Origin of the sequence: Actinomadura sp. 6K520 (assembly GCF_004349245.1) — a bacterium.
In the GTDB taxonomy this organism is placed as follows: domain Bacteria; phylum Actinomycetota; class Actinomycetes; order Streptosporangiales; family Streptosporangiaceae; genus Spirillospora.
Genome location: NZ_SMLC01000074.1, coordinates 1 through 24,413, shown reverse-complemented (window position 1 = coordinate 24,413; position 24,413 = coordinate 1). Strand labels below are relative to the sequence as shown.

Annotated in this window: 24 protein-coding genes and 1 pseudogene; 8 read left to right on the top strand and 17 right to left on the bottom strand. The window is 71.5% G+C overall.

What is annotated here, in order from left to right:
- Positions 1-92 precede the first annotated feature (92 nt).
- Positions 93-929: a GNAT family N-acetyltransferase gene (locus E1289_RS39665; RefSeq protein ID WP_131982430.1), complete on the bottom strand. Its 837-nt coding sequence runs from the start codon at positions 927-929 to the stop codon at positions 93-95.
- Positions 930-1,097: 168 nt separating this feature from the next.
- On the opposite strand from E1289_RS39665, the gene E1289_RS20275 reads away from it, so the two are divergent.
- Positions 1,098-1,604 carry a GNAT family N-acetyltransferase gene (locus E1289_RS20275; RefSeq protein ID WP_131982428.1) on the top strand — a complete coding sequence of 169 codons (507 nt, stop codon included), beginning with the start codon at positions 1,098-1,100 and terminating at the stop codon, positions 1,602-1,604.
- A 74-nt stretch (positions 1,605-1,678) separates the two neighbouring features.
- Positions 1,679-2,713, top strand: coding sequence for an SGNH/GDSL hydrolase family protein (locus E1289_RS20270; RefSeq protein ID WP_131982426.1), 1,035 nt, complete (start codon positions 1,679-1,681; stop codon positions 2,711-2,713).
- Here E1289_RS20270 and E1289_RS20265 read toward each other — a convergent pair.
- Positions 2,710-3,285 carry a TetR/AcrR family transcriptional regulator gene (locus tag E1289_RS20265; protein ID WP_131982424.1) on the bottom strand — a complete coding sequence of 192 codons (576 nt, stop codon included), beginning with the start codon at positions 3,283-3,285 and terminating at the stop codon, positions 2,710-2,712. The two genes, E1289_RS20270 and E1289_RS20265, sit on opposite strands and share 4 nt — an antisense overlap.
- A gap of 72 nt (positions 3,286-3,357) precedes the next feature.
- On the opposite strand from E1289_RS20265, the gene E1289_RS20260 reads away from it, so the two are divergent.
- Positions 3,358-3,933 carry a dihydrofolate reductase family protein gene (locus E1289_RS20260; RefSeq protein WP_131982422.1) on the top strand — a complete coding sequence of 192 codons (576 nt, stop codon included), beginning with the start codon at positions 3,358-3,360 and terminating at the stop codon, positions 3,931-3,933.
- Positions 3,934-4,017: 84 nt separating this feature from the next.
- Complete coding sequence (locus E1289_RS20255) at positions 4,018-4,986, top strand: CapA family protein (RefSeq protein WP_131982420.1); 969 nt, start codon at positions 4,018-4,020, stop codon at positions 4,984-4,986.
- Here E1289_RS20255 and E1289_RS20250 read toward each other — a convergent pair.
- A complete protein-coding gene (locus tag E1289_RS20250; protein WP_131982418.1) occupies positions 4,983-5,894 on the bottom strand; it encodes an SDR family oxidoreductase in 912 nt (303 codons plus the stop codon). The genes E1289_RS20255 and E1289_RS20250 overlap by 4 nt on opposite strands.
- Positions 5,895-6,010: 116 nt before the next feature.
- Positions 6,011-6,631, bottom strand: coding sequence for a TetR/AcrR family transcriptional regulator (locus E1289_RS20245; protein ID WP_131982416.1), 621 nt, complete (start codon positions 6,629-6,631; stop codon positions 6,011-6,013).
- 303 nt (positions 6,632-6,934) lie between these two features.
- Here E1289_RS20245 and E1289_RS20240 point away from each other — a divergent pair, with 303 nt between their 5' ends.
- Both E1289_RS20240 and E1289_RS20235 read left to right on the top strand, forming a co-directional pair.
- Complete coding sequence (locus E1289_RS20240; RefSeq protein ID WP_131982414.1) at positions 6,935-7,987, top strand: hypothetical protein; 1,053 nt, start codon at positions 6,935-6,937, stop codon at positions 7,985-7,987.
- Entirely contained in the window at positions 7,984-9,243 is a 1,260-nt protein-coding gene (locus tag E1289_RS20235) for an ABC transporter substrate-binding protein (protein WP_131982412.1), read from the top strand. The genes E1289_RS20240 and E1289_RS20235 overlap by 4 nt, the downstream gene beginning before the upstream one ends.
- A 22-nt stretch (positions 9,244-9,265) precedes the next feature.
- Here the strand turns inward: E1289_RS20235 and E1289_RS20230 are convergent, their stop codons facing one another.
- From E1289_RS20230 to E1289_RS20215, 4 genes are all read right to left on the bottom strand, one after another.
- On the bottom strand, positions 9,266-10,402 hold the full coding sequence (locus tag E1289_RS20230) for a nitronate monooxygenase (protein ID WP_131982410.1): 1,137 nt from the start codon (positions 10,400-10,402) through the stop codon (positions 9,266-9,268).
- A 35-nt stretch (positions 10,403-10,437) separates the two neighbouring features.
- Positions 10,438-10,821 carry an OB-fold domain-containing protein gene (locus E1289_RS20225; RefSeq protein ID WP_131982408.1) on the bottom strand — a complete coding sequence of 128 codons (384 nt, stop codon included), beginning with the start codon at positions 10,819-10,821 and terminating at the stop codon, positions 10,438-10,440.
- Positions 10,822-10,824: 3 nt separating this feature from the next.
- Positions 10,825-11,985, bottom strand: coding sequence for a thiolase family protein (locus E1289_RS20220; RefSeq protein ID WP_131982406.1), 1,161 nt, complete (start codon positions 11,983-11,985; stop codon positions 10,825-10,827).
- A gap of 78 nt (positions 11,986-12,063) precedes the next feature.
- Positions 12,064-13,047: a helix-turn-helix domain-containing protein gene (locus E1289_RS20215; protein WP_243712977.1), complete on the bottom strand. Its 984-nt coding sequence runs from the start codon at positions 13,045-13,047 to the stop codon at positions 12,064-12,066.
- 83 nt (positions 13,048-13,130) lie between these two features.
- Here E1289_RS20215 and E1289_RS20210 point away from each other — a divergent pair, with 83 nt between their 5' ends.
- Positions 13,131-13,784, top strand: coding sequence for an HD domain-containing protein (locus E1289_RS20210; RefSeq protein WP_131982404.1), 654 nt, complete (start codon positions 13,131-13,133; stop codon positions 13,782-13,784).
- 100 nt (positions 13,785-13,884) lie between these two features.
- Here E1289_RS20210 and ehuA read toward each other — a convergent pair whose 3' ends face one another.
- From ehuA to pip, 9 genes are all read right to left on the bottom strand, one after another.
- Positions 13,885-14,823, bottom strand: coding sequence for an ectoine/hydroxyectoine ABC transporter ATP-binding protein EhuA (ehuA, locus tag E1289_RS20205; RefSeq protein WP_243712976.1), 939 nt, complete (start codon positions 14,821-14,823; stop codon positions 13,885-13,887).
- On the bottom strand, positions 14,810-15,463 hold the full coding sequence (ehuD, locus tag E1289_RS20200; RefSeq protein ID WP_131982402.1) for an ectoine/hydroxyectoine ABC transporter permease subunit EhuD: 654 nt from the start codon (positions 15,461-15,463) through the stop codon (positions 14,810-14,812). The genes ehuA and ehuD overlap by 14 nt, the downstream gene beginning before the upstream one ends.
- On the bottom strand, positions 15,463-16,179 hold the full coding sequence (gene ehuC, locus E1289_RS20195) for an ectoine/hydroxyectoine ABC transporter permease subunit EhuC (RefSeq protein ID WP_131982401.1): 717 nt from the start codon (positions 16,177-16,179) through the stop codon (positions 15,463-15,465). The genes ehuD and ehuC overlap by 1 nt, the downstream gene beginning before the upstream one ends.
- 4 nt (positions 16,180-16,183) lie before the next feature.
- Positions 16,184-17,077 (bottom strand): ectoine/hydroxyectoine ABC transporter substrate-binding protein EhuB, encoded by an 894-nt coding sequence (gene ehuB / locus E1289_RS20190; protein ID WP_131982399.1) that lies wholly within the window; start codon positions 17,075-17,077, stop codon positions 16,184-16,186.
- 108 nt (positions 17,078-17,185) lie between these two features.
- Entirely contained in the window at positions 17,186-18,094 is a 909-nt protein-coding gene (thpD, locus tag E1289_RS20185) for an ectoine hydroxylase (protein ID WP_131982397.1), read from the bottom strand.
- Positions 18,091-18,486, bottom strand: coding sequence for an ectoine synthase (locus E1289_RS20180; protein WP_131982395.1), 396 nt, complete (start codon positions 18,484-18,486; stop codon positions 18,091-18,093). Before E1289_RS20180 ends, thpD begins: the two co-directional genes overlap by 4 nt.
- Positions 18,487-18,808: 322 nt before the next feature.
- Positions 18,809-20,071, bottom strand: a complete 1,263-nt coding sequence (gene ectB, locus E1289_RS20175) for a diaminobutyrate--2-oxoglutarate transaminase (protein WP_131982393.1) — start codon at positions 20,069-20,071, stop codon at positions 18,809-18,811.
- A 50-nt stretch (positions 20,072-20,121) separates the two neighbouring features.
- The gene (ectA, locus tag E1289_RS20170; RefSeq protein ID WP_207929051.1) at positions 20,122-20,670 is read right to left on the bottom strand and encodes a diaminobutyrate acetyltransferase; all 549 of its coding nucleotides are present in this window, start codon (positions 20,668-20,670) and stop codon (positions 20,122-20,124) included.
- Between the two features lie 597 nt (positions 20,671-21,267).
- Complete coding sequence (gene pip / locus E1289_RS20165) at positions 21,268-22,251, bottom strand: prolyl aminopeptidase (RefSeq protein WP_131982391.1); 984 nt, start codon at positions 22,249-22,251, stop codon at positions 21,268-21,270.
- Positions 22,252-22,635: 384 nt separating this feature from the next.
- Here pip and E1289_RS20160 point away from each other — a divergent pair.
- Positions 22,636-24,413 (top strand): annotated as a pseudogene (locus tag E1289_RS20160) (hypothetical protein); the annotation flags it as partial.

Genomic DNA, 24,413 nt, shown 5'->3' with positions numbered 1-24,413 from the left:
GAGCCGCACCACCCGCGAGCGGCAACCGCCCTCCGCGGCCCCGCATCCGCACCCGCGGACGCGCTGAGCCGGGAGAGGCGGTGGCGTGCGGGTCAGGTGAAGGTGAGGACCATGCGGTCTTCTACGGGGCGGTAGCCAAGCCGGTGGTAGACGGCGTTGCTCGTCGGGTTGGCCAGGTCGGTGAACAGGACGACGTCTGTCGCGCCCTCTTCCATGGCGGACCGGGTGGCCTTCGTGGTGGCGGCCGCTCCGTAGCCGCGGCGCCGGTGTTCCGGCGGTGTGTACACGACCGAGACGCGGGACATCCCGGCGACCACGGGGGACCACCAGGCCATCGCGACCGGCTGCCCGCCGGCCTCCCACAGCGCGATGCGGCCCGTCTCGAGCCTGGCGTCCAGCATCGCCGTGTTCACCGGGCCGTTCTCCTCGACCTCCTGCCAGAACGCCGTGGCCCACCGCAGCATCAGCGGTCGTTCGTCGCGGTTCGCGGTGCGTGCGGTGCCGTCCGGCAGCGGATCGGGCACTTCGAGTTCGCCCAGCCGGTAGAGGCGCTGGTGCATGGCCACCCGGCTCGCGGTGCCGGTGCGCCGCTTCCACTCGTCCGCGAACACCTCCGTGGCGGCCTGGGAGCCGCTGACGCCGGGCAAGCGCGCCTCCCGCCCCGCCAACACGTCGGCGAGGCCCCGCGCCGCCCGCTCGGGCAGCGCGCTGAGCAGCGGCGGATACGAGGGGGTCCACAGGAACGCGCCCTCGACGTGCCCGCCCGCCGGCCACCACCCGAACAGAGTGCCCTTGCGCTGTTCGGGGCTCTGGACGCGCATGTCTCCGGTCACGGTGAGCGCCACGGTGTTCCGGGCGGGGTCGTCGCGCAGGAAGCCGCCCGCCGCCGCCATGAATTCGTCAAGGTCGTAGCTCAGCGTCCAATCCATGCTCGATCATGGCCACGGCCGCCCCGTCCCCGCATCCCATTTATCCCGCGTCCGGGGGCCGCCGTGGCTGCGGAGACCCAGGCGTGCGAATGGGCGTCGCCGCGTTCGCGTGTGCCGGCCGGGCGTGCGCGGGGAGAGCGGAGTCGAACGGCGTTTTACCATTGCGGAATGGACTACGAGGTTCGGGTGGCGCGGCCGGAGGACCTGCCGGCCCTGCCGCCGATCGAGATCTCCGGGGAGCGGATGTTCGCCGAGATCGGGATCATGTTCCCGCCCGGCCCGACCGTGGTCGAGCTCCTGTCGGGCGGGGACGCCGAGATCATCGTCGCCGGCGACCCGCCGGTGGGGTTCGCGGCGGTCGAGGAGGTCGACGGTGCCGCGTACCTGGCGCAGATCTCGGTGCGCGACGACCTGGCGGGCAAGGGGATCGGCGCCCGGTTGCTGGACGCGGTCATGAAGCGGGCCGCCGAGGCGGGGGCGGCCGGGGTCAGCCTCCTCACGTTCCGGGACGTCCCCTGGAACGGGCCCTGGTACGCCGGGCACGGGTTCGAGGAGCTGCCCGAGGAACGCTGGGGGCCGGGAATCAGGTCCCACTGGGAGGCGGAGGTCGAGGCGGGGCTGCACGAGCTGGGACCGCGGGCGGTCATGTGGGCGCCGACCGGCCGCACTTCTTGATCTACAATGTAAAGGCGGGAACCGGGAACGTCGGACGGACGTCTGCCCCATGAGCACGACACGGGAGGAAGGCGATGATCAGCCCGGCGGGGTGGCTGCGGGATCGTCTCGGTGAGCGGAGGGCGGCGGTCGCCGTCCTGGTGGCGCTGCTGGCGCTGGCCGTCGTCCCGCTCGTGGCGCTGCCGGCGGCGCGCTGCGCGGTCTTCGACAGCGGGTGCCGCGAGCCCGAACCCGAGGTCCGCGCCGATCCGGTGGCGACCGCGAGGGCGCTCACGCCCGTCGAGGCCGCCACATGGGGGGCGTACGTGGCACTGGGGGATTCGTACTCCTCGGGAGTCGGCTCGGAGGCGACCGTGTCCGACCACAACCCGCTCGACCGGTGCCACCGGACGTCCAAGGCGTACTACCACGAGGTCTCGAAGGCGTTCGACTTCGCGAAGGGCGGCGGGTTCTGGGCCTGCTCGGGCGCCACGACCTCCGACGTCCTGGAGGGACGGGGCGGGGAACCGCCGCAGATCAACCGGATCGGCCCCGACACCAGCCTGATCACGCTGAGCATCGGCGGCAACGACGTCGGGTTCTCCAAGGTGCTCGCGGGGTGCGTGGTCAAGCTGCCGTGGAGCAGGGACTGCACCCGGCAGGGCGAGGACATCGCGGAGCGCATGGCCGAACTGCGCAGGAACCTGCCCGGCCTGCTCGACGAGATCACCGCGAAGGCGCCCCGCGCACGGGTGATCGTGATGGGGTACCCGAGGGCCTTCTCCGAGATGAGCGGCGTGGGCGCGGACAACATCACGGTGTCCGACCAGCGCTGGCTCAACGCCCGGGCCTACGACCTGAGCCGCCTGATCGGCCAGTCCGCCGCCGAGGCCGACGCGCAGATCGCCGCCCGCGGCGGCCGCGGCAGCGTCGAGTTCGTCGACGCCTACGGCGCGTTCGCCGGTCACGAGGTGGGCAGCAAGGAGCCGTACATGAACGGCCTGACGCTGAACCTGCCGGCGCTCGAAGCCGAGCCGCGCAGCTACCACCCGACGGCCGCCGGGCAGCGCGCACTGGCCGGGCTGTTCATCCAGCAGGTCAAGAAGGGGCCGGGCCGCCCGCTGTCCTAGCGGGGGACGGCGCGGTCCACCGCGAGCGCCACGAGCTCCTGGACGTCCTCGTCGGAGAACACGCCCGGCAGGGTGAGGTGCTCCACGATGAGCCAGTTGAGCGCCAGGTACAGGAGGCGCACCGAGGTGGCGTCGCCCGGGAGGCCCGAGTCCAGGTGGTAGGCGGTGTTGGCCTCCACGTCCTCGCGGACCCGCTCGGTCAGCACCGCGCGCAGCTCCGGGCGCCTGGTCGCCTCCAGGCGCAGCTCCAGGAGCGCCAGGTAGCCGGTGCGGAAGTTCTCGATCCGCCCGACGGTGGCTCGCAGGACTTCGGTGAGCTTGGCGAGATCACGCGGCCCCTCGATCGCTCCGGGCATCGCGGCGGCCGCGTCCCGCTGCAGGCGCTCGTAGATCCGCCGGCCCGCCTGCGTGAACAGTTCGTCCCGGTTCGCGAAGTAGTTGGACGCGGTGCCGGCCGGGACGCCGGCCTCACCGTCCACCGCCCGGTAGGTGAGCCCGCGCGCGCCCTCCCTGGCCAGGACCTCGATCGCCGCGTCGACCAGCGCGGTCCTCCGCTCCACGTTCCGCCTCATGTTGACACCACTCCAACTGTAGTACTACGTTCAAGCCACTACGGATAGAGTACTCTGATTGGAGTAATCAATATGCGAAAGCTCGTCTACTACGTGGGCGTGAGCATCGACGGTTTCATCGCCGGTCCCGGCGACGAGGTCGACTTCTATCCGGTCGCGGACGACATGGCGGCCTGGATCAACGAGCGCCTTCCGGAGACCGTGCCCACCCATATCCGCCCGCACGTCGGCCTGGAGAACGCGCCCAACAAGCGGTTCGACACGCTGGTGATGGGGCTCGCCACGTACCAGCCCGCGCTCGACATCGGTGTGACCAGCCCGTACGCCCATCTGCGGCAGTACATCGCCTCCACCACCCTGGAAGAGATCACCGACCCCGGCGTGGAACTCGTCAGGGAGCCGCTCGACACCGTCCGCGCGCTCAAGGCCGCGGAAGGCGGCAAGGACATCTGGCTCTGCGGCGGCGGCCGGCTCGCCGCCGCGCTGCTCCCCGAGATCGATGAGCTGATCATCAAGTCCTATCCGGTGGTGGCGGGAGGCGGCGTGCCCGCCTTCTCCGGCGCGTTCCGTCCCACGTCCTTCACACCGACCGACCGGCGGTCGTTCAGCAACGGCGCCCAGGTCACGTGGTTCACCCGCACCGCCTGAGCCGAATCGCCGCCGTCGCCGTCACCGGCCGGCCTTCCGTGGGTAGGGGTGTGGTTGTGGCACCGCCGTCGATGGGGGGAACCGATGGCCGTCACCGTGGCGCTCGCCGGGGACACGATGCTCGGGCGGGGCGTGGCGGAGGAGATCGCCGCGTCCGGTCCGCACGGGCTCTTCTCGCGGGGTGTGCGCGACGTCTTCGCCGAAGCCGACCTGGCCCTGGTCAACCTGGAATGCTGTGTGTCCTCCCGTGGCCGGCGGTGGGACCCGGCCGGTAAGGCCTTCCACTTCCGTGCGCCCCCGGAAGCGGCCGGGGCGCTCGCCGGTCTAGGCGTCGATTGCGTGACGCTCGCCAACAACCACGCGCTCGACTACGGCCCGGACGCCCTGCAGGACACCCTCCACCACCTCGCCGGGGCGGGCATCCGGGCCGTCGGTGCGGGCTCGGATCTGGGGGAGGCGCGGGAGGCCGTCGTGCTGGAGGCCGGCGGCGTCCGGGTCGCGGTCGTGGGGATCACGGACCACCCTTCCGACTTCGCCGCCGCGCCCGGCCGTCCGGGCGTCGCCCATGCCCACCTGGAGATGGGCGTCCCGCGCCACTTGGCGGACCGCGTCGGGCGGCTGCGGGAGGACAACGACGCGGTGCTCGTCCTCCCGCACTGGGGACCGAACATGACGCGGGAGCCTCCGTACTACGTCCGGCGGGCGGCGCAGGGGCTGGTGGACGCCGGTGCGACGCTCATCGCCGGGAGCTCGGCCCACGTCTTCCACGGCGTGGCCCCGCCGGTGATCTTCGACATGGGCGACTTCATCGACGACTACGCCGTCAGCGCGTCGCTCCGCAACGACCTGGGACTGCTGTTCCTGGTCACCCTGGACGGCGCGGGGCCGTCCCGGATCGAGGCGGTCCCGCTGCGTCTCGACCACGCCCGCACCCGGCTGGCCGGGGGAGCCGACCACATGTGGATCACCGAGCGCTACCGCGCGGCTTGCGCCGCCTTCGGGACGAGTGCCGCCCCGGAAGGTGACCGCCTGGTCATTGCGGTGCCGTCCTAGAGGGGATCTCCGAGCGGGCCGTACTCGTCCACGAGGGCTTCGGCCCAGTGTGCGGCGAAGTCGGGTTGGGTACCGTCTGCGTCGGTGAAGCCATACTCCTCGTACAGGCCCCACGTCGCCAGTGCCCGCCCGGTCTTGGCCATGACCCCGGGGTCGGCGGCCAGGGCCGCGACGGCCCGTCCGAGGTAGGCCGGGGTCTCGGAATGGGCGAAGTGGGGGTCCGCGGCGATGGCCTCCCGCCAGTTCGCCTCGGTGACCCCGAAGTGGTCGAGGACGGCCTCCGAGCGCAGGAAACCGGGGGTGATGGCCACGGCCGCGACCCCGTGCGGCTTCAGTTCGGCGGCCTGGGCGACGGCCAGCCGGATCACCGAGGACTTCGCGAGGTCGTAGAAGAGCGAGCCGCGGTAGCGGGCGGTGTTGCCGTCGGTCACCTCCACCACGAGCCCGCGGCCGCGGGCGACCATCAGCGGAAGCGTGAAACGGCTGGTGATCACATGGGTCTCCACCGCCTGGCGCAGCAGCCGCAGCCCCCGGTCGAGGTCCTGCTCCCACAGCGGGTGCTCCCAGTCGGTCAGCGGGTCGCCGCCCCACACGGAGTTGACGAGCACGTCGAGCCGCCCCTCCTGCTCGGCCGCGATCCGCTCGGCGAGCGCCCGCACCTCCTCCGGGCGGGCGTGGTCGACGCGGACGGGAATCCCGGTCCCGCCGGCCGCGGTCACCCGCTCGGCGGTCTCCTCGATGGTCTCGGGCCGCCCGAGGCCGGAGGGCCCGGCCGAGCTGCTGCGGCCCGTGACGTAGACCGTCGCCCCCGCCGCCCCGAGCTCGACGGCGACACCGCGTCCGCCCCCTCGCGTGCCGCCCGCGACCAGGGCCACCTTGCCGGTCAGCGGGCGCTTCTCCGTGGTCATGCTTCCCTCCGAACGAACGGTGCCGGGACGACGAATCATAAATGAACGTGCATTTATTAAATCGCCGCACCCGGGCCGACGCAAGTCGGAGTCCACCGGAGCCGGGAAGGCGGTGCTCAGGCCGGCGCGGGCGGCCCGGCGGCGGGCGTGGTCGGACGCAGGGGTGCCAGGACGGTCCGGATCTCGCGTTCGAGGCGCTCCGCAAGCGTGCCGCGGCGGTCGAGCGCCCAGGTCAGGCCGGCTCCGGCGATCGCCGTCTGGATCGACCCCGCCACCCCGGCGGTGTCGGTCAAGGTCGCCAGCTCGCCCGCGGAGACCGCCTCGTCGAGCAGCGTCCCGATGACCCGCCCCTGTGCCCGGTGGACGGCCAGCGCGTGCTCGTGGAACTCCGGATCGGTGAGGTCCATGCACAGGAACGCCAGGTGGTTCGCGTAGCTCTGCGGGGTGGCCACGTCCGACATGGACTCGACGGCGAAGGCGAGCAGTGCCCCCAGCGGCGAGTCGTGCCGCTCGCGCACGCGCTCGTGCAGCGTTTCCGGGAGGTGCGCGGAGCGGGCGGCCAGCGCGAGCAGCAGCCCCCGCTTGGACCCGAAACGCTGGATGAGCGTCCCCGGTACGAGCCCCACCTCGTCCGCCACCGTGGCGAGGGTGAGCTTCGCCGGGCCTACTCTTCCGATGACCTCGGTCGCCGCCCGGAGGATCGCCGCGTCATCGACCCCGCGAGGCCGTCCCGCCATCCGTCCTCCTGTAAATGAACATGCATTTATTCGGAGCATAGGCGAAGCTCCGGCCCTCGGCTCGGGCGGCCCCCCGTCGAGCGGTCGGGTCACTCCCCGCGCGGCCGGACCGGTGGTGTCCGCACGTTAGGAGGCGTTCCCGCAGGCCGCGCGGCCGGCACCGTGCCGACGACAATTCCGCGGAGCCGCGGCGATGACCGAAAGCGGCCGGTAATTGCTCTTGATTTTTCGGTGGATTCTGCACTCATTATGGCGGACGTCGCTTAGAGGCAAACGCAAGGGTATTGGCCTACCATGGCATCCGTGTCCTTTGCCTTGAGGTTTCGAGCGGGCCCGAGGAAATGGAGCACGCCGCGCTGGCTGTGGTCGCTCATGGCCCTCGCCCTGGGCATGACGTTTCTGTTCTGGGCGGCCGCGACCGGGGTCCTGGTGGGCGGCGGGTCGGCGGTGTCGTCGGTGCGGGACCGGGGCGTCCCCGCGTATGTCAGCGCACGGACGGCCCACGCCGCACTGTCGGACGCGGATCGCGCGGCCTGGCAGAGTTTCCGTTCCGGGGCCGCGGAGCTGATCGGGCCCGGCCAGCGGTTCCGCGACAATCTGACGACGGCGGCCGACAGCCTGGCGCATATCGCCGAACGCGACTTCGGCGGTTCCGCCGAACGCGACCTGCTGCGCGCGGTCAATGCGCAGGTCGTCACCTATCAGGGACTGGTGGAACAGGCCGACGCCACCTATCGGGAAGGGCTGGAGGACCTCGGGTACGCGTATCTGAGTTATGCCTCCGACCTTCTGCACGGCGACGGTGGTGTGCTCGCCCGGATCGACGAGATGGCCGGGCGCGACCTGCGGGCCATCGACGAGCGGCGGCATTCCGCGTGGGGCGGGACCGCCGCCGCGCTCGGCACGGCGGTGGCCGGGTTCGCGCTCCTCGCGGTGCTGGGGTACGCGCAGGTGGCGATGGCCCGGCGGTTCCGGCGCGTTTTCAACCTGCCGCTGCTGGCCGCGTGCCTGCTCCTGCTGGGCCTGATCCTGTGGACGGCGGACGCGTTCCTGCACCTCGACCGCTCGTTCGACCGGGCGTGGGACCGGGACCTGCCGGCGTTCGACCGGGTCGTGGAGGCGCAGATCGGCACGGCCCGGGCGGGTGCGTCCGCGCTGCGCGCGGGAGGCCCGGTGGACCAGGCCGAGGGGCTGGACGTCAAGGCGGTGGACGACGCGCGCCGTCCCCTCGACGCGCGGCTCGCGGGCGCCGCGGACACCGGGACGCTGGCCGCCGGCCTCCCCCTGCTGAGCCTGGCCGTGGCCGGGATGACCGCCCTGGGGTTCTGGTTCAGGCTGCGCGAGTTCGGGAGATGAGCGTGCGAATCCTGTCGGCGATCCTGCTGCTGTGCTCGCTCGGCCTCGTCGCGTGCGGCGGTTCCGGCTCGGACAGGACGATCACCGTGCTCGGCTCCTGGACGGGGGAGGAGGGCGACGCCTTCCGGGAGATGCTGTCCGGCTTCGAGAAGAGCACCGGCATCGACGTCGAGTACACCGGAACGCGGGACGCCCGCGCGGTGCTGGCCAGCGAGCTGCACGACGGTCACCCGCCCGACGCGGCGGTCCTGGCGACGCCGGGCGACCTGCGGGCGTACGCCGCCGCCGGCGAGCTGCGCCCGCTGCCGGGCGGCGCGCAGGGCATCGGCGGCGACCTCACGTCCGCCACCGGCCCGGACGGCCGGCGCCGATCGTTCGGCATCGTCGTCAAGGCGTCCGTGAAGAGCCTGATCTGGTACAATCCGCGCGCTCTGCCGGCCGGTCTTCGCGAGCGGCTCACGGCCCCGGACCTCACGTGGGACGAGCTGTCCGAGATCGCCGGGCGGGCCGGGCCCCGCCCCTGGTGCCTGGGCCTCGCCGACACCTCCGTCTCAGGCTGGCCCGGCACCGACTGGATCGAGGACCTGCTCCTGCACGAGTCCGGCCCCGAAATCTATGACGACTGGGTGTCGGGCCGCCTGGCCTGGACGTCGGGCCCGGTGCGGAGCGCCTGGCGGGAGTTCGGCTCCGTCGTGGCGGCCTCGCGCGGGGACGCCCGCACCGCGCTGCTCACCGGCTACGGCCAGGCCGGCGCGCCGATGTTCGCCACGCCGCCGGGCTGCCGGTTCGACCATGCCGGCTCGTTCATCACCGCCTTCTACCGGCAGGCGCCGGGCCGCCCCCAGGCCGGCCGGGACTACGACCACATCCCCTTCCCGGGGGCGGCGTCGGTCGTGATCGGCGGTGACGTGCTCGGCGTGTTCCGCGACACGCCGGCCACCCGCCGGCTCGTCGCCCACCTGGCGACGGCCGGCGCCCAGCGGACGTGGACCGGCCGTCCCGGCAGCGGCGCCTTCTCGCTGAACCGCGAGGTGCGGCCGGGCGACTACCCGGATCCGGCGGCGCGGCGGATCGCGCAGACGCTCGCGGACGCCGGGACGGTCCGCTTCGACGGGTCCGACACGATGCCGACGGTCATGGCCGCCGCGTTCAACCACGCGGTCCTCGAGTACGTCGCCGACCCGGGGGACGACCGCCTCGACGACATCCTCGGCTCTCTCGACCAGCTCCGCCGCACCACCCGCTTCCCGTCCTGACCGGGCGCCGGGCGGCGGCGGGTCAGTCCGCGCCGGTGATGGCGTTGAGGCGCTCGACGGCGTTGGCGAAGTCGTCGACCATGTCGTAGACGACCTGGCGGGCCGGTTTGACGGTGTTCATGAGGCCGACGCACTGGCCGACGAAGTAGTTGGCGAGCTGCCGGGCGCCGGGGTTGCCGGACTCGGCGATCTTGGTGATCTGCCGCATGGCGCCCTCGGCGACGATCATCTGGAGCGGCATGCCGAGCGGGCCGGGGCTCGCGGGGCCCTCCCACTCGTCCGTCCAGGCGGAGCGGAGCTGCCGGGCGGGCTTGCCGGTGCGGGACCGGGAGCGGACCGTGTCGCGGGACGTCGCCGCGAGCATCTTCTCCTTGACCTGGGGCGGTGTCTCCGCCTCCTCGGTGGTGAGCCAGACCGAGCCGCACCAGACGCCGGACGCGCCGAGGGCCATGGCCGCGGCCATCTGGCGTCCGGTGGCGATGCCGCCGGCGGCGAGGACCGGCACCGGGGCGACGGTGTCGACCACCTCGGGGACGAGGACCATCGTGGAGATCTCGCCGGTGTGCCCGCCGGCCTCACCGCCCTGCGCGACGATCAGGTCGACGCCAACGGCGACCTGGCGGCGGGCGTGCTCGGACGTGCCGACCAGGGCGGCGACGGGGATCCCGGCGGCCTTCGCCTTCTCCACCATGAGCGGGGGAGGGGTGCCGAGCGCGCTGGCGATGAGGCCGATGGGGTGGGCGAGCGACACGTCGATCAGCTCGGTCGCGCCCTTGGCCGTGACCTGCGTGCCGCCGCGGGCGTTGGACCGCTTGGCCTTCTCGAAGTCGGGCAGCGGGACGTCGTACCTGGCGAACAGGCCGGTGAGGAAGTTCCAGTGCTCCTCGGGGATCGCGGCGAGCATGGCGTCGAGGCCGCCGCCGCTCTCCGCCGACTTGTCGATCTTGCCGGGGACCAGGACGTCCACCCCGTAGGGGCGGCCGTTCACGTGGTCGTCGATCCAGCGCAGTTCCTCTTCGAGGCGGTCGGGGGTGTAGGCGACGGCCCCGAGCACGCCGAAGCCGCCCGCGTTGGTCACGGCGGCGACGACGTCGCGGCAGTGGCTGAAGGCGAACAGCGGGAACTCGATGCCGAACCGTGCGCAGACCTCGGTGTTCATGGACCCTGACCGTAACGGACCGAATGGCATTCGGTCTAGGGGCGGAACAGGACGTACGACTCGCCCTCGTCCGGGTGCACGAAGGCCGCCCGGAGGGGGAGGCCCTCCCGCAGGGACGCCGGGTCGACGCCGTCCAGGCGGGTGTGCAGCCACGGCCCCTCGGCGAGCTCGACCAGCGCCAGGTGGGCCGGGGGCCGGGCCGCGTCCCGCGGATGCGTGACGGTCCAGGCCACCAGGGTCGCCTCGCCGCTCGCCTCGGCCCAGCCGAGGTCGTCGGCGCCGCAGTCCGGGCAGCCGGTCTCGTCCGGCGCGAACCAGCGGTCGCACGGCTCGCAGCGCCGGATGACGAGCCGGCCGGCGGCGGTGCCGTCGAAGAACGGGTCGGTGCGGCCGTCCCGCCGCAGCACTCCGATGTCCATGGGTCAGGCACCCTTCTCGTGCGGGCTGACGATGAGGGTCGAATGGTGGTCGAGGATGCCGCCGTTGCCGCTGACGAGGATCACGTCGTTGGCCGGGACCTGCCGCTCGCCGCCGTCCCCGCGCGCCTGGATCACGGCCTCCGACACGGGCGTCATGCCCCACATGTAGTACGCCGAGAGCTGGCCGCCGCCGGTGTTGGTCGGCAGCGACCCGCCGGGGCCGAGCGCGCCGGACGCGGCGAACGCGCCGCCCTCGCCCTTGGCGCAGAACCCGTAGTCCTCCAGGGACACCAGGACCGTGTAGGTGTAGCAGTCGTACAGCTGGCACGCGGTGACGTCGGACGTGGTGATCCCGGCGAGCTTCATCGCCGTCGCCCCGGACGACGCCGCCCCCGTCGTCAGGCCGAACTCGCTGCCGCGCTCCTTGCGGTGCCCGGGATGGCCCTGCCCCCAGCCCCACAGGTGGACGGGCGGGCGCGCCAGGTCGCGTGCCCGGTCGGCGCCGGTGACCACGACGGCGATCGCGCCGTTGGAGACCAGGCAGCAGTCCAGCAGGTGCAGCGGCTCGGACACCCAGCGGGACGCCTGGTGGTCGGCGAGGGTGATCGGGTCGCGCATCTGGGCGAGCGGGTTGCGGGCGGCCCACTCCCGGGTCGACACCGCGATCGCGCCGAGCTGCTCGCTGGTGGTGCCGTACCGGGCCATGTGCCGCTGGGCGGCGAGGGCGTAGAAGGAGTTGACGCTGCGCAGCCCGAGCGCCGCCGTCATCCCGCCGAACCCGTACCATTCGCGGGCGTCGCGGTTGTAGGCCGATCCGGCGGACTTCTCCGGCTTCAGCGGCGCGTCCGCGAACACGCAGGCGACGGTGGTCGCCGTCCCGCTCAGCACCGACATCGCCGCGTACGACAGCATCGCCCCCGCGGTCGCGCCGAACGCGTTGACCTGGGAGAGCAGCCGCAGGTCGCGGAGCCCGAGCGCACCGGCCAGCTCGATGCCGGGGGAGCCGCCCATGCCGTGGCTGACGAGCAGCCCGTCCAGGTCGCCGAGCGCCAGTCCCGCGTCGGCGACGGCGAGGCGTACCGCGTCGGCGGCGAGCCGCCGCGGGCTGCGCCCGTACACCCTGCCGAGCTCGGTCATGCCGAGCCCCACGATCGATGTGCCCATCACTGTGCCCCTCCGCCAATCATGCGGCCACGGTACCGAATGACGTTCGGTGTAGGCCACGGCGGGGCGGCGGCAAGATCAGGGTGACGGCTCGCGCGTACGGAAGGCGCCGCGGTAGGCCAGCGGCGACGCCCCGACCCGGCGGGCGAAATGGGCGCGCAGCGTCACCGGCGACCCGAAACCGGCCTCGGCCGCCACCCGCTCGACGGGCAGGTCGGTGCTCTCCAGGAGCTGCTGCGCACGGTGGACGCGGGCGCGCGACAACCACTGCAGCGGCGTCGTCCCCGCCTGCTCGCGGAACCGCCGGGTCAGCGTCCGGACGCTGACGGACGCGTGCCGCGCGATGTCGTCCAGCGTCAGCGGCCGGTGCAGGTTGGCCTCCAGCCAGGCGAGGGTCCGCTGGAGGGACGCCTCGCCGTCCGGCGGGTCCTCGTGCCGGATGTACTGGGCCTGCCCGCCGTCCCGCTGCGGTGGCATGATGATCCGGCGCGCCGTCCGCGCGGCCGTCGCCGAGCCGTGGTCGCGGCGGACGATGTGCAGGCACAGATCGACGCCCGCGGCGACGCCGGCGGACGTGAGGACCTGCCCGCCGTCCACGTACAGCACCGACGGATCGACTTCCACCTCCGGATACCGCCGCGCCAGCGACCTCGCGTACCGCCAGTGCGTGGTGGCGCGCCGCCCGTCGAGCAGGCCCGCGGCGGCGAGGAGGAACGCGCCCACGCAGATCGACGCGATCCGGGCACCGCGCGCCGCCGCGTCGCGCAGGGCGTCCAGCACCTCGGCGGGCGGGTCGGCCCGCACGTCCTCGTGACCGGGGACGACGATCGTGTCAGCCGTCGCGAGCGTGGCCAGCCGGAACGGCGTCTCCACCCGCATGCTGCCGAACCTCGGCGACGTCCGCACGCCGCCGGGCACCGTGCACGCCCGCACCTCGTACAGCGGGACGTCGCCGGACGTGGTCGTCGTGCCGAAGACCTGCCCGGGCACCGACAGATCGAACGGCACGACCCCGTCCAGCGCCAGCACCGCGACCACATGCATGGCCAGAACGTAGCGCATAACGGCAGTCTGGCCACTGTCCGGCGGGGCGGGGCGCATCGGACGATCAATGGCGTCCTTCCGCGCACATCCGGGGAGCACCCATGGCCGACCATTTCGCCGAGTTCTCGATGCCCGACACCTACCTGACCCGCAAGGCGTACGACCTCGCGTTCTCCTTCGGGACGACGGCCCTCGCCCACCACAGCGTCCGCACCTACCTGTTCGGACGCGCGATCGGGGAGGCGCGCGGTGTGCGCCCGGGTGACGACTACGACGACGAACTTCTCTTCCTGTCGTGCGTCCTGCACGACGCCGGCCTCACCGAGCGGGGCGACGGGGGCCAGCGCTTCGAAGTGGACGGCGCCGACCTGGCCGCCGGGTTCCTGAGCGCGAACGGCCTGGACGACGAGCGGGTCAGGATCGCCTGGGAGGCGATCGCGCTGCACACCAGCCTGGGGATCGCGCAACGGATGCGGCCCGAGATCGCCCTCACCCACGCCGGAAGCGGCGCCGACATCGCCGGGCTGGGCGCCGAAGCGCTGACGGCGGACCTCGCCGACCGCGCGCACGCCGCCTTCCCGCGCCTGGCGACGGGCTGCGGCCTCACCGAGATCATCGTCGAACAGATCGCCCGGAACCCCGCTAAAGCACCCATGGGGTCATTCCCCGCGGAACTCGCGCGGCAGTACGGCACCGCCACCCCGACACCGGAATGGGCGAGGCTGATCGCCGCCGCGTGGCCCGGCGTCGGCTGAGGCGCCGACGAGAGTCGCCCGCGTCCCCGGGGCGACGGGGACGCGGGCGACGGGATCGCCTGCCGGGGCCCGCTCAGGAGGCCCGTTCAGGAGGCCGTGCTCAGGAGGCCAGGACCGCCTGCAGGAAGTCCCGGGTGCGCTGCTCGGCCGGCTCGCCGAAGATCTGGTCCGGGTGACCCTCCTCGACGATCTGGCCCTGGTCGAACATCAGGACCCGGTCGGAGATGTCCTTGGCGAAGGCCATCTCGTGGGTGACGCACAGCAGGGTCAGGTCGCTCTGCCGGGCGATGTCGCGCAGCAGGTCCTGGACGCCCACGACGAGCTCGGGGTCCAGGGCGGAGGTGACCTCGTCCAGCAGCAGCACCTTCGGCTGCATGGCGAGCGCCCGCGCGATCGCCACCCGCTGCTGCTGGCCGCCCGACAGCTGCGTCGGGTGAGCGTTGATCTTGTCGGCGAGGCCCACCAGGTCCAGCAGGCTCCTGGCGCGCTCGACCGCCTCGTCCTTCGAGACCCCGAGCACGCGCACCGGCCCCTCGGTGAGGTTGCGCAGCACGTTCATGTTCGGGAACAGGTTGAACTGCTGGAACACCATGCCGACCTGCTTGCGCATCTCGTGCAGGTGCTTCTGGTTGGCCGGGACGCGCTTGCCGCCCCGGTCCATGTGCCACAGCGTCTGGTCGCCGATCCAGATGACGCCCTCGTTGAGGGTCTCCAGCGTCATCAGCAGCCGCAGGATGGTGGTCTTGCCCGACCCGCTCGGCCCGATGAGCGTCACCCGCTCGCCGGGCTCCACGGTGAAGTCGAGCTCGCGGAGCACGACGTTGCTGCCGAACCGCTTGACCACCTTCTCGAAGCGGATGCCGGGCGCGCCGCCCCGCGGGAGATCCGCGGCCGGCTTGCCCTCGGCCGCGTCCTCCTTCCGGGTGGAGACGCTCTTGCCCGCCGGGTCCTTCGCGCCCCCGGGGGCGTCCTCCGGCGTGGAGCCGCCCTCGGGGTCCTGGGGCGTCGGTGCTTCTGGCGTGGTGTCAGTGGGTGGCATAGCGCCTCTCCAAGCGGCGGACCAGTATCGAGGATATGACGCTGACCACGACGAACAACAGGCCGACCATGGTGATCGGCTCCAGGAACTGCAGGGTCCGCGCCCCCACCTGGTAGGCGGAGAACAGCAGTTCCGTGACGTTGATCGCCAGCAGCATCGGCGAGTCCTTGAACATCGCGATCAGGTAGTTGCCGAGCGTCGGTATCACGCGGCGGATCGCCTGCGGCAGGATGACGTCCACCCAGGCCCGCGACTTCGGCAGGTTCAGCGCGGTGCACGCCTCCCACTGCCCCTTCGGCACGTCGGCGATGCCCGCCCGGTACACCTCGGCCGTGTAGGTCGAGTAGTGGATGCCGAGCGTGATGATGCCCGCGGTGAGCGGCCCGATCGTGATGCCCCATGCGGGCAGGACGAAGAACACGAAGTACAGCTGCGGGATCAGCGGCGTCGACCTGATGAACTCCGTGACCCACCGGACCGTCTGGTTGACGACCGTGTACGGCGTCCGGCGCAGCAGCGTCCACACCAGGCCGAGGATCAGCGCGATCACGTAGCCGGCCAGCGTGGCGATGATCGTGTAGCGCAGCCCGTTCAGCAGGTCGGGCAGGATCTCGCCCGAGTATTGCCAGTCCCAGGTCATCAGCCCGACACCCCCGCTCCCGGAGCGCCGGCCGCGATCGTCCCGAGTGACGGCTCACTGGGAAGCCTGCGTCCCAGCATGCGGTCCACGCGGCGCTCCGCGTAGCGGACGAGCAGCTGCAGCACCTGCGCGATGACGAAGTACAGGACGAGCACCACCGTGAACGCCGCGATGGTCTCGCCGGTGCTGCCCTGGATGTTCTTCGACACGCGGGTGAGGTCGACCAGGCCGACGAGGGAGACGATGGCCGTCGCCTTCATCAGCTCGATGATCAGGTTGCCGAACGGCGGCAGCATCAGCGCGACGGCCTGCGGCAGCAGGACGCGCCGCATCCGCTGGTACGGCGTGAAGTTCAGCGCCACCGTCGCCTCGTACTGCGCCTTGGGCACGGCCTTGACCGAGCCGCGGACCACCTCCGCGCCGTAGGCGCCGACGTTCATGCCGAGCGCCAGCACCGCCGCGAACATGGTGCTGAACCGCAGCCCGATCAGGGGCAGCGCGTAGAAGAACCAGTACAGCAGCACCAGCGTCGCGGTCCCGCGGAAGAACTCCACGTAGACCCGGTTGAGCCCGCGCACCCACGCGTGGCGCGAGGCGCCCGCCAGTCCGAAGACCAGGGCGAGCACCAGCGCCAGCACGCCGCCGTACACGGTGAGCTGAAAGGTGAGCCACGCGCCGTCCAGCCACTGTTCCCAGCTGCTGAGGACGTCCCCCACGGGATCAGCCCTGGCAGAACTTGGCGGCGGTGTCGTCCGGGCCGGGCATCTCGGCCTCGGTGAACCCGAACGGCTGCAGGACCGGCAGCAGCTTGTTCTCCTGCTTCAGCTTGCCGAGCTGCTCGTTCCAGGCGTTGAGCAGGTCGGTGTCGGCCTTGCGGAACGCGAACGCGCCGGCGCCGAGCTGCTCCTTGCCGTCGATGACGGGGGTGAACGCCTCGGTGACCTCGTAGCCCTCGCCCTCGTGCTTGGACAGCAGGTCGGCGAGCGAGATGCGGGTCAGCCAGATGCAGTCGATGCGCCCGGCCTTGAGGGCCTCGAAGGCGCTCGGCTGGTCGGCGTAGGTCTTGATGTTGTCCTTGGCCACGCCGGTCTTCTCGGCGTAGTCGGCCTCGACCGCGCCGGTGAGCACGCCGACCCTGGCGTCCTTCTCCGCCGGGTCCTTGGCACCCGTCAGGCCCTTCGGGTTGCCCTCCTTGACCATGAAGGCGCTCTTGGCGACGTACTCGGGGTCGGCGAACGCCGCGGAGGCGCACCGCTCGGGGGTGATGAACATGCCGGCGGCGATCGCGTCGAACCGCTTGGCGTTGAGCCCGCCGATCAGGCCGCCGAAGTCGACCTGGACGCCCTTGATCTCGTCGATGCCGAGTTCCTTGAAGATGACGCGGGCCAGCTCGGGCGCCTCACCGGTCAGCTTGCCGGACTGGTCGGTGAAGCCGTAGGGCGCCTCGTTGGCGAAGCCCACGGTGATCGTCCCCGCGCTCCGGGCCTTCTCCAGCGTGCCGCCGCCGGACCGCTCCTCCTCCGGATCCGTCGTGGAGCAGCCCGCCGCGGCCAGCGGTACCGCGGCGGACAGCAGCACGGCGGTGCGGAGGAAGTCGCGTCTCGAGGAAGTCATCATCGATCTCCTGATGGGTGCGCTCCCGCGCCCGCGGGAAGCCCGGTGCGGCTTCCCGCGGGCGCGGGAGCAAGGTGTGGGTCGGGGTTATCGAATTGTTGTGTTCATTCAGCCGCCCACGGGTGTGAAGTCGCGGGCGCCGATGAACTCCGGGCGCGGTGCCGGTGCCGAGAACGGCTCGACACACGTGTTCTCGACGCTGTTGAACACGATGAACACGTTGGAGCGCGGGAACGGGGTGATGTTCCCGTTCGAGCCGTGCATGCAGTTGCAGTCGAACATGGTGGCAGAGCCCGCAGCCCCTGTGAACAGCTCGATCCCGTGCTTATCGGCGAGGATCGACAGGCTGCTGGGATCGGGCGTCCCGATCTCCTGCCCGCGCAGGGACTCCTTGTAGTGGTCGTCCGGGGTCTCCCCGACGCACGCTACGAAGGTCTTGTGGGAACCGGGCATAATCATTAGCCCGCCATTGTGCACGAAGTTCTCCGTGAGCGCGATGGATATGCTCACCGCGCGCATCCGGGGCATGCCGTCCTCGGCGTGCCAGGTCTCGAAGTCCGAGTGCCAGTAGAAGTCCTTGCCGTTGAAGCCCGGCTTGTAGTTGACCCGGCTCTGGTGGACGTACACCTCGGAGCCGAGCAACTGCCTGGCCCGGCCGACGACGCGGGGGTCGCGGACGAGGCGGTCGAACACCTCACTGATCTTGTGGATCTCGAAGATCGAGCGGACCTCGTCCGATCCGCGCTCGGTGACCGTGCGCTCGTCGGCGAGGATCTGCGGGTCCGCGGACAGCCGGCGCAACTCGGCGCGGTAGTCCTCGACCTCCTCCGGGGAGATCAGCTGGTCGACCGTCAGGAAGCCGTCGGACTCGAAGGAGTCGAGGGTGGAGCCGTCGATCGGGCCGTCCTCCGGGCCGCCGTAGACGACGGGGTCCTGCCGGTACAGCAGCGCCGCCTCGGCGGCCTTCCGGGTGGGGTAGGCGTCGTCGATGGTCGGATGCGACTCGATGATGCTCATGCGTCCTCCTCGGTCAGCAGCGGATAGACACCGTTCTCGTCATGGACCTCCCGGCCGGTGACGGGCGGGTTGAACACGCAGACGGTCCGCACATCGGTGTGCGCCCTGAGGGTGTGGTGCTCGTGCTGGTCCAGCAGGTACATCACGCCTGGCTCGATCTTGTGCTTCTCGCCGGTCTCGTCGTTGGTCAGCTCTCCCTGGCCCTCGATGCAGTACACGGCCTCGACGTGGTTCGCGTACCACATCTTCGTCTCGGTCCCCGCGTACAGGATCGTCTCGTGCATCGAGAAACCGACGCCCTCCTTGGCGAGGACGAACCGGCGGCTGCACCACGTCGGCGCCTGTACGTCGCGCTCGGTGCCGATGATCTCGTCAAGGGATCGAACGATCATGAATCTCCTCTTTCCGGCTGTGCCCGGGGACCGGGGCCCGCGGGGGCCCGGTTCCGCTCGGGCGGTGTTTCGCTGGGGTCGTCTCCGCCGCGTTTCACTGGTCGTCTCCGCCGCCCGGCCGTGTCCGCCGGGTATGTGCCCGGTCAGGCGGCACCGTCCCGGGGCCACCCGGTCAGGCGGCCCGCGCCGTCCGGGAGTCGGACGGCTCAGGTGGCCGGAGGCGACCCGGAACGACCGGGGTCGTCCCGGGCAGGTCCGGAGCGGTCGGAGCGGCTCAGCGAGCCGCTGACGGCCCGTTATGACGCAATGTGGGCGGAATGGGTCAGACGGCGACCTTCTGGCGGACGGCCTCCAGCGAGTCCGAGATGATCTCCAGGCCCTGGCCGAGCTCGGCCTCGGTCGTGGTGAGCGGCGGCAGCAGCTTGACCACCTCGCCCTCGGGACCGGAGGTCTCCATCAGCAGCCCGCGCTCGAACGCCTCGGCGCACACCTTCGGAGCCATCTCGGCGTCCTTCATCACCAGGCCCCACGCGAGGCCGCGGCCGCGGACGGAGTCGACGGCGCCGGCGTGCGTGATCGCGATCGACTCCAGGGCCGCCTGGACCTGCTGGCCCTTGGCGAGCGTCTCCTTCTCCATGTCGTCGCCGGCCCAGTAGTCCTCCAGCGCGCCGACGGCGGTGACGAACGCGGGGTTGAAGCCGCGGAAGGTGCCGTTGTGCTCGCCCGGGTCCCACACGTCCAGCTCGCGCTTCATCAGCGTGACCGCGAACGGCAGCCCGTAGCCGCTGAGCGACTTGGACAGGCAGACGATGTCCGGGACGATCCCGGCCTCCTCGAAGCTGAAGAACGACCCGGTGCGGCCACAGCCCATCTGCACGTCGTCCACGATGAGCAGGATGTCGTGCCGGCGGCACAGGTCCGCCAGCCCGCGCAGCCATTCGGCGGTGGCGACGTTGATGCCGCCCTCGCCCTGGACGGTCTCCACGATCACGGCGGCGGGCTTGTCCAGGCCGCTGCCGCTGTCGTCCAGCATCGTGTCGAACAGCAGGAAGTCGGGCGTCCGGCCGTCCAGGTAGTTGTCGTAGGGCATCGCGACCCCGTGGCCGAGCGGTACTCCGGCGCCGGTGCGCTTCATCGAGTTGCCCGTCACGGCGAGGGCGCCGAGCGTCATGCCGTGAAAGGCGTTGGTGAAGCTGACGACCGTCTCGCGGCCGGTGTACTTGCGGGCCAGTTTCAGTGCCGCCTCGACCGAGTTGTTGCCCGCGGGCCCCGGGAACTGGACCTTGTAGTCGAGTCCCCGCGGCTGGAGCACGTACTCGTTGAACCGCTCGAGGAACTCCCGCTTCGCCGAGCTGTACATGTCGAGGCTGTGGACGACCGCGTCGCTCGCGAGGTAGTCCATCAGCCGGCGTTTCAGCTGCGGGTTGTTGTGCCCGTAGTTGAGCGTTCCCGCCCCGGCGAAGAAATCAAGGTAGCTTTTACCGTTCTCGTCGGTCATGTAGCTGCCCTTCGCGGTGGTGAACACCGTGGGCCAGCTGCGGCAGTAGCCGCGCACTTCCGATTCCAGGCTGGCGAAAACGTCCATGTCTGCCTCCAGGCAGGTTGTCGTGGGGGAGCGGACTTGGATGTGCTGGATCAGTTCGCGTCGGTGATCGGGCCGATCCGGAAGAGCACCTCGGGCTCGTGTCCCCCGTCGGGGAAGTGCTCCGCGCCGAACAGCGGACTGCGGGCGACCTCGCAGCCGCGGTCCCGGGCGAACGATTCGAACATCGCGGTGGAAGCGGTGTTGTCCGGTGTCACCGTGGCCTCCATGAACCGGTGCCCGCGCGGGGCGAGCCGGTCGGTGAGGTGGTCGAGCATGCGGCGGGCGAGCCCCTGGCCGCGATGGTCGTGGTCCACGGCGACCTGCCACACGAAGAACGTGTCGGGCCGGGACGGGCGGACGTAGCCGGTGATGAACCCGCAGGGACCGCCGGCGTCGCGTGCCACCACGGAAGTGTCCGCGAAATCGCGGCACCAGAGCGTGTAGCTGTACGGCGAGTTGACGTCCAGGACTCGCGAGTCCCGGGCCATCCGCCAGAGCTCCGGGCCGTCGGAGAGGCTCGGCTCCTGGAGTTGCACGTCCGCGTTCGTCTCGTTCGGACCGGGGCGTCGGGTCGGTGATTCCAGGGGTTGCGCTGCCATGTCCAGGCAATTTAGCGAATCGCGCGCCGTGATCGCAGAGGAATGTTATCTGCGAGATGTTTAGCGGAGCGGTGCCCTGGGTAGGATAATAGGCTTTGTCGAATTGGGTGCAATTCGTGGCCGTCTCGCACGGGCGCTTCCGTGCATTTCTCCGTGTTACGCAGGTGTTACTGGCGAACCTGCGGCCGGACGTCCCGGGACGCTTCCTGAACGTCAGCTTAATGTTTTGTCGTGACCGCGCGAGGGGTTTTGTGTATCGGTTATGTGAGGTAAGTCACATAAATTCGCTGTGAACGTCCCGGGTGCGGTGGACGTCACGTCGCATCGGGCGAGGTCGTCCGGTCGCGAGCATGCTGGGACGTGTGTGGGCCAAGGCGTTGACGCGGATCCTGAGAGGACCCGTCCCTGTCCTGCAAGGGTCAGATTCACTCACGAACAGGTAAGAGCGGGGTGGCGGGAAGGTAAGAAATCAGGTGTTTCGGTCACGAGGAGACCGGCCGGGGCGCGGCATGGGCGCCGCGCCCGGGCTCGTTTTCGGACATGTCACAAGCGGATTACGCGCCATAGCCGATTCTGGCTGGATTTCGCGGCCCGGGTCTAGGGTGCTTCCGGCCGTCCGTTTCCAGCGAAGCGGTCGGTCGCCTCGATCAGGCGATGCAGGATGCCCGGCTCGTTGAAGGCGTGCCCGGCGTCGTCGACGATGTGGAACTCCGCCTCTGGCCAGGCGCGGTGCAGGTCCCACGCGGTCGCGACCGGCGTGCACACGTCGTAGCGGCCCTGCACGATGACGGCCGGGATGTGGCGGATCCTGTCCACGTCGCGGATGAGCTGCTCCTCCTCGAAGAACCCCTCGTTGACGAAGTAGTGGTTCTCGATGCGGGCGAACGCCACCGCGTAGTCCGGCTCGCCGAACGCCCCGGCCAGCTCCGGATCGGGCCGCAGCGTGATCGTGGAGCCCTCCCACGTCGACCACGCCTTCGCCGCCGCGATCCGCACGTCCCGGTCCGGGGAGTTGAGCCGCTCGCGGAACGCCGAGATGAGGTCCTCCCGCTCGTCCTCGGGGATCGGCTCGAGGTACTGCTCCCACAGGTCGGGGAACAGCAGCGACGCGCCCTCCTGGTAGAACCAGTACAGCTCGAACGGCCGCAGCGTGAAGATGCCGCGCAGCACCAGCTCGGTCACCCGCTCCGGATGGGTCTGCGCGTACGCCAGCGACAGCGCGCTGCCCCAGCTCCCGCCGAACACCAGCCAGCGCTCGATGCCCAGGTGCTCGCGCAGCCGCTCCATGTCGGCCACCAGGTTCCAGGTGGTGTTCGCCTCCAGCGACACCTCCGGATCCTTCGCGTGCGGCAGGCTCCGGCCGCAGTTGCGCTGGTCGAACAGGACGATCCGGTACGCCTCGGGATCGAACTGCCGGCGGTGCGCCGGGCTGCACCCGGCGCCCGGGCCGCCGTGCAGCATGACGGCGGGCTTGCCCTGGGGGTTCCCGCACACCTCCCAGTAGAGTCGGTTGCCGTCGCCGACGTCGAGCAGCCCGGAGTCGTACGGCTCGATGGGCGGATACAGGGTGCGAAGCTCCATGGAGCGCGATTGTCCCACCCGTCACACCGTCCCGCGCGGTGTGACCCGCGGCACCCGCCGGGCCCGCCGCGGACGGCGCGCACGGGTCCCGAGCTGGGACGCCATGTGCGCGGATACCCTGCGAGGATCAAGAAAGTAAACCCCAAACTGGGCAAAGGTTCCGCTGGTCGCGACTAGAGTGCCTTCAGTGAGCGAAGCGACGAGGCGCAGGGCCGGTGGCGGAGCGAACGAGATGTGCACACCTACCCCCGCGAACGCGGCCGGACGCCGCCCGGCGAGGAGACGCGTGAGCGAGATGACGAGCCGCCGGGCGAGGATCGCCGCGAGCGGGACGAGCAGGGCCATGGCGTTCACGTGGCACCGAGCCGTGAGGCGAGGAGAGCAGTGAGTGAGCTGAACGGATCGGGCGGTTCCCGCGGAGTCCCGGACGCGGGCTCCCCCTGGAACGCGATGGGGCGCGACCCGAACCGCGCGCCCGAGGCGCCGGTGCCGGCCGCCCAGCAGCCGATCCAGATGTCCAAACCCGCGCAGCAGCAGCCGCAGCAGCCGCAGCAGCCGCAGCAGCAGCCCCACCACGCGCAGCACGGACAGCACGGCCGCCACGGCCGCACCGGCGAACTCGTGCGCGCCGACGAAAAGCCCGAGGCCCAGCCCTGGGACATGGTCGAGCGGCTCCGCCAGATGGCCGACCTCATCGGCGACGCGCTCGCCGCCGGTGAACGCAAGGTCAGCGAGGCGCAGAGCGAGATCGCCTCGCAGGTCGCCACGGTCGCCGCGGAGAAGGAGGCGGCGCAGCGGGATGCGGCGGCCGCCTGGGGTGAGGTCCAGCGTGCCCGTGGCCAGGCCGAGCAGGCCGAGCGCCGCGCCGTCGAGGCCGAACGCCGTCTGAACGAGGCGCAGAACGAGGTCGCCTCGCAGGTCGCTGCGGTCGCCGCGGAGAAGGAGGCGGCGCAGCGGGATGCTGCGGCCGCCTGGGGTGAGGTCCAGCGTGCCCGTGGCCAGGCCGAGCAGGCCGAGCGCCGCGCCGTCGAGGCCGAGCGGCAGTTCGCCGACGCCGACCGCCGTGTCGCCGAGGTCCAGAACGAGGCCGTCACGCAGATCGCCGCGCTGCAGACCGAGAAGGAGAACGCGCAGCGGGACGCCGCCGCCGCGTGGAACCAGGCGCAGCAGGGCCGCGCCCAGGCCGACCAGGCCCGCGGCCAGGCCGAGCAGGCGCGCATCCAGGCCGACCAGGCGCGCGCGCAGGCCGAGCAGACCCGCGCGCAGATGGAGCAGGTGCAGGGCCAGGTCGAGCAGGCCGAACGCCGTCTCGCCGAGGCCGAGGCCACCGTCCGGCAGGCCATCCAGCAGCGGGACGCCATGAGCGAGGCCCGCGACGACGCGCTCCGCGCCGTCGAGGAGGCCGTCACCGGGCGCCGCTCCGCCGAGGCGGAACGCGACCGCGTCTCCGAGCAGGCCGGCGAACTGTCACGCAGCCTGGAGTCGGCCCACGCCGAGCTGTCGGCGCTGCGCGCCAAGGTCACCGACGCCGAGATGACCGCGCAGAACCTGCAGCACGCCGTCGTCGCGGCCGGCAAGGAGACCGACGAGTCCCGCCGCCGCGCCGAGGTCGCCGAGCACCGCGCCCAGGAGAACGAGCGCCGCGCCATCGAGGCCGAGCGCCGCGCGCAGGATGCCGAGCGCCGCTTCCAGGAGGCCGTGGGACGGGCCGAGAACGCCGAGGCCGAGCGCCAGCAGGCCCTCGACACCGCCGCGCAGTCGCTGGAGGCCGCCAAGAAGGCCGAGCGCGAGCGCGACGGCAACGCCAAGGCCAAGGAGGCCGCCGAGCGGGCCCGCGAGGGCGCCGTCCAGGCGCAGGCACGCGCCGAGTCGGAGCTGACCCTGGCCCGCGGCCGCGCCGACCAGGCCGGCCGCGAACGCGACAAGGCCGTCGCGGCCATGCGCCAGATGGCCGCCGAACGCGACGCCATCGCCGAGAAGCTGGCCGAACGCGACCAGTGGGTGGATCAGCTGGCGCAGGCTGTCACCGAGCAGCGCGCGCAGATCGCCGAACTCTCCCAGGAGCGCGACGCCGCCCGCACCGCCGCCGACCAGGCCCGCTCCCTGATCGACGAGCTGACCCGCCAGCTCCGCACCATCATGCCCACCGCCGCCACCCCCCG